At 46.9% G+C, this 5,521-nt stretch carries 2 tRNA genes and 3 rRNA genes; all 5 read right to left on the bottom strand.

Features of this window, described 5'->3' with window-relative positions:
- Nucleotides 1-42: 42 nt before the first annotated feature.
- Nucleotides 43-151 (bottom strand): 5S ribosomal RNA (gene rrf / locus ABD745_RS00025).
- A 152-nt stretch (nt 152-303) separates the two neighbouring features.
- Nucleotides 304-3,059 (bottom strand): 23S ribosomal RNA (locus ABD745_RS00020).
- A gap of 159 nt (nt 3,060-3,218) precedes the next feature.
- Nucleotides 3,219-3,292 (bottom strand) — tRNA-Ala (locus tag ABD745_RS00015).
- Between the two features lie 103 nt (nt 3,293-3,395).
- Nucleotides 3,396-3,469: transfer RNA gene (locus ABD745_RS00010), tRNA-Ile, on the bottom strand.
- A 231-nt stretch (nt 3,470-3,700) separates the two neighbouring features.
- Nucleotides 3,701-5,217, bottom strand: a 16S ribosomal RNA gene (locus tag ABD745_RS00005).
- The 16S, 23S and 5S rRNA genes sit together here with 2 tRNA genes alongside, the layout of an rRNA operon.
- Nucleotides 5,218-5,521 lie beyond the last annotated feature (304 nt).

The following is a 5,521-nucleotide window of genomic DNA, read 5'->3' as shown; positions in this document are numbered from 1 at the left end:
AAAAAAAGTCTCATAGATTACTCTATGAGACTTTTAAATAAAAACTGGCGGCGACCTACTCTCCCGCTTGTCGCAGTACCATCGGCGCTGGTGGGCTTAACTTCTGTGTTCGGAATGGGAACAGGTGAGCCCCACCGCTAAAACCACCCTAAAGGTTGTATATGAGTTGATGGTTTTGGGTTGATGGTTGTTAGTTTTCACTATCAGCCGTCAACTCTTTACTGTCAACTTTTTTATCGGTAAATTTCATCACAAAGGCAAAACCAGTTCTGCACTTATAAGGCTTGGTATTTGTAACCAATAGGCTATAAATCTACGGGTAATTAGTACTACTCGGCTATGCTGTTACCAACTTTACACCTGTAGCCTATCAACGTTGTCATCTCCAACGACCCTTAAAAGATGTCTCATCTTGAGGCGAGTTTCGCACTTATATGCTTTCAGTGCTTATCTCTTCCAAACGTAGCTACTCAGCGGTGCACCTGGCGGTACAACTGATACACCAGAGGTTTGTTCAATTCGGTCCTCTCGTACTAGAATCAAGCCCTCTCAAACATCTAACGCCCGCAATAGATAGAGACCGAACTGTCTCACGACGTTCTGAACCCAGCTCGCGTGCCACTTTAATGGGCGAACAGCCCAACCCTTGGGACCTTCTCCAGCCCCAGGATGTGACGAGCCGACATCGAGGTGCCGAACCTCCCCGTCGATGTGAGCTCTTGGGGGAGACTAGCCTGTTATCCCCGGAGTACCTTTTATCCTATGAGCGATGGCCCTTCCATACGGAACCACCGGATCACTATGTCCTGCTTTCGCACCTGATCGACTTGTAGGTCTCACAGTCAAGCACCCTTATGCCATTACACTCTACGCACGGTTACCAAGCGTGCTGAGGGTACCTTTGAAAGCCTCCGTTACTCTTTTGGAGGCGACCACCCCAGTCAAACTACCCACCACGCAATGTCCTTCTAAAAGAAGTTAGGCTCCAAGTAAGTAAAGGGTGGTATTTCAACGTTGACTCCACAAACACTAGCGTGCCTGCTTCAAAGTCTCCCACCTATCCTACACATTACTTACTCAAAGTCAATACGAAGTTATAGTAAAGGTTCACAGGGTCTTTTCGTCCCATTGCGGGTAATCGGCATCTTCACCGATACTACAATTTCACCGAGCTCGTGGCTGAGACAGTGCCCAGATCGTTACACCATTCGTGCAGGTCGGAACTTACCCGACAAGGAATTTCGCTACCTTAGGACCGTTATAGTTACGGCCGCCGTTTACTGGGGCTTCAGTCAAACGCTTCGCTTACGCTAACGCCCTTCCTTAACCTTCCAGCACCGGGCAGGTGTCAGACCCTATACAGCATCTTTCGATTTAGCAGAGTCCTGTGTTTTTGATAAACAGTCGCCTGGGCCTCTTCACTGCGGCCAGCATTGCTGCTGGCGTCTCTTCTTCCGAAGTTACGAGACTATTTTGCCTAGTTCCTTAGCCACGACTCACTCGAGCACCTTAGGATTCTCTCCTCGACCACCTGTGTCGGTTTTGGTACGGGTTGCTTCACTTCGGCTTTTCTTGGATCCGATTTCACTATAACAGCTTCGCCCGAAGGCTAGGCCTTGACACTTCCGTCCGTCTTCAATAGCTACGTCGAACCGTCCCCTTTTTAGTGTGAGCAAGTATGGGAATATTAACCCATTGTCCATCCACTACCCCTTTCGGGTTCGCGTTAGGTCCCGACTAACCCTCAGCTGATTAGCATGGCTGAGGAAACCTTAGTCTTTCGGTGAGGGGGTTTCTCGCCCCCTTTATCGTTACTTATGCCTACATTTTCTTTTCTATCCGCTCCACAATACCTCACGATACTGCTTCGGCGCAGATAGAATGCTCTCCTACCAGATATATATTAAATATAAATCCATAGCTTCGGTATTCTGTTTATGCCCGATTATTATCCATGCCGGACCGCTCGACTAGTGAGCTGTTACGCACTCTTTAAATGAATGGCTGCTTCCAAGCCAACATCCTAGCTGTCAATGCAGTCCAACCGCGTTGCTTCAACTTAACAGAAATTTGGGGACCTTAGCTGTTGGTCTGGGTTCTTTCCCTCTCGGACATGGACCTTAGCACCCATGCCCTCACTGCCGACCATCATTTATTAGCATTCGGAGTTTGTCAGGAATTGGTAGGCGATGAAACCCCCGCATCCAATCAGTAGCTCTACCTCTAATAAACTGTAAATCGACGCTGCACCTAAATGCATTTCGGAGAGTACGAGCTATCTCCCAGTTTGATTGGCCTTTCACCCCTACCCACAGGTCATCCGAAGACTTTTCAACGTCAACCGGTTCGGTCCTCCACTCTGTGTTACCAGAGCTTCAACCTGCCCATGGGTAGATCACAAGGTTTCGCGTCTAATACTACTAACTAAGCGCCCTATTCAGACTCGCTTTCGCTCCGGCTCCGGACCTGAAGTCCTTAACCTCGCTAGTAACATTAACTCGTAGGCTCATTATGCAAAAGGCACGCCGTCACCCAACTTGTGGGCTCCGACCGCTTGTAGGCGTACGGTTTCAGGTTCTATTTCACCCTTCTATTCGAAGTGCTTTTCACCTTTCCTTCACAGTACTTGTTCACTATCGGTCTTTCAGGAGTATTTAGCCTTGGAGGATGGTCCCCCCATATTCAGACAGGATTTCACGTGTCCCGCCCTACTCATTTATCATCCAAATATGCCTTTCAAATACGGGGCTATCACCCTCTATGGCTGTTCTTTCCAGAACATTCTTTTAAACATATAAAGACTTTTGGGCTAATCCGCTTTCGCTCGCCACTACTTACGGAATCTCTTCGATTTCTTTTCCTCCGGGTACTTAGATGTTTCAGTTCTCCGGGTTTGCTTCCCCTAAGGGATGACTGGTCTTCAACCAGACGGGTTGCCCCATTCGGACATCTCGGGATCTATTCGTGTGTGCCAATCCCCCGAGCTTTTCGCAGCTTACCACGTCCTTCTTCGCCTCTGAAAGCCTAGGCATCCGCCATACGCCCTTAACGATTTCTTTCCTATTTTTAGGTTACTCAAGCACTTATAAGTGCTCGGTTTTCTCTTTGTGATGTCTTTACCGTTAATGTCAATGATCTTTAATGTCTTCTCTTCCGACTGATGAACAGATGTTGTTTTTGGCTCCATCCGTAACTTTTAAATCAGTCTTCCAAAACTGTGGAGAATAAGGGAGTCGAACCCTTGACCTCCTGCGTGCAAGGCAGGCGCTCTAGCCAGCTGAGCTAATTCCCCCTCTAGTAAGATTAAATAATTTAGAGATTTTGAGATTAAGACCTTTAACTCGCGCCAATTTCTTAATTCCTTAATTTCTAAATACCTTAATCCCTTCAATTAGTAGTCTCGGGCAGGCTCGAACTGCCGACCTCTACATTATCAGTGTAGCGCTCTAACCAGCTGAGCTACGAGACTTCATTAATTTTAGTTCTCGGTTGTCGGTTTTCAGCGGTCAGCATAACTAACTTCTAATGTCTAACCTCTAACTTCTTTTACTAAAATCTCTCTCCCTCTGATACTAATTTCTAGTGGGTTTTGTTTTTTTATATTATATATCAACCAAATAAAAAACTAAAGCTTTAACTTTAAGTAAGTACATGGTACACTTAAGTACCTTTGTTTTTTTATCGTCTTTAAGACGCTCTAAAATGAGATGTTCCAGCCGCACCTTCCGGTACGGCTACCTTGTTACGACTTAGCCCTAGTTACCTGTTTTACCCTAGGCAGCTCCTGTTACGGTCACCGACTTCAGGTACCCCAGACTTCCATGGCTTGACGGGCGGTGTGTACAAGGCCCGGGAACGTATTCACCGCGCCATGGCTGATGCGCGATTACTAGCGATTCCAGCTTCATAGAGTCGAGTTGCAGACTCCAATCCGAACTGAGACCAGCTTTCGAGATTCGCATCCAGTCGCCTGGTAGCTGCCCTCTGTACTGGCCATTGTATTACGTGTGTGGCCCAAGGCGTAAGGGCCGTGATGATTTGACGTCATCCCCACCTTCCTCTCTACTTGCGTAGGCAGTCTCACTAGAGTCCTCAACTTAATGCTAGCAACTAGTGACAGGGGTTGCGCTCGTTGCAGGACTTAACCTAACACCTCACGGCACGAGCTGACGACAACCATGCAGCACCTTGAAAATTGCCCGAAGGACGGTCTATTTCTAAACCCATCAATTCCCATTTAAGCCTTGGTAAGGTTCCTCGCGTATCATCGAATTAAACCACATAATCCACCGCTTGTGCGGGCCCCCGTCAATTCCTTTGAGTTTCATTCTTGCGAACGTACTCCCCAGGTGGCTAACTTATCACTTTCGCTTAGTCTCTGAATCCGAAAACCCAAAAACGAGTTAGCATCGTTTACGGCGTGGACTACCAGGGTATCTAATCCTGTTCGCTCCCCACGCTTTCGTCCATCAGCGTCAGTTAAGACATAGTAACCTGCCTTCGCAATTGGTGTTCTAAGTAATATCTATGCATTTCACCGCTACACTACTTATTCCAGCTACTTCTACCTTACTCAAGACCTGCAGTATCAATGGCAGTTTCATAGTTAAGCTATGAGATTTCACCACTGACTTACAGATCCGCCTACGGACCCTTTAAACCCAATAAATCCGGATAACGCTTGCACCCTCCGTATTACCGCGGCTGCTGGCACGGAGTTAGCCGGTGCTTATTCGTATAGTACCTTCAGCTTTCCACACGTGGAAAGGTTTATCCCTATACAAAAGAAGTTTACAACCCATAGGGCCGTCGTCCTTCACGCGGGATGGCTGGATCAGGCTCTCACCCATTGTCCAATATTCCTCACTGCTGCCTCCCGTAGGAGTCTGGTCCGTGTCTCAGTACCAGTGTGGGGGATCACCCTCTCAGGCCCCCTAAAGATCACTGACTTGGTGAGCCGTTACCTCACCAACTATCTAATCTTGCGCGTGCCCATCTCTATCCACCGGAGTTTTCAATATCAAATGATGCCATTCAATATGTTATGGGGTATTAATCTTCCTTTCGAAAGGCTATCCCCCTGATAAAGGCAGGTTGCACACGTGTTCCGCACCCGTACGCCGCTCTCAAGATCCCGAAGAATCTCTACCGCTCGGCTTGCATGTGTTAGGCCTCCCGCTAGCGTTCATCCTGAGCCAGGATCAAACTCTCCATTGTATGTTTGTCTGACTCACTCAAAGTTATTTGACGCTTTAGTTTTTCCTTACTTGGTTGTTATATTGTATGTCAATGATCTTCCTATCTTACGCTTTTTAACAGGGCTACTTTTCTGTCGTTTTCACTCCCGTATTTGCGTGTGCAAAAGTAAAAATTATTTCCCAATTGACCAAATGTTTTTTAAGAAAATTTAAAGTTTATTATCTAACCTTAATCTCTTATCCAACATCCCTCAATCCTACTCCTGCGCTCCCGTTTTACCGGACTGCAAAGATACTAATCTTTTTTAAACCTACAACTCTTA

It is taken from the genome of Chryseobacterium ginsenosidimutans (genome assembly GCF_039536845.1).
In the GTDB taxonomy this organism is placed as follows: Bacteria; Bacteroidota; Bacteroidia; order Flavobacteriales; family Weeksellaceae; genus Chryseobacterium; species Chryseobacterium ginsenosidimutans_B.
Note: the sequence above shows the minus strand (reverse complement) of the source record. Positions and strands in the feature narration are given on the sequence as shown.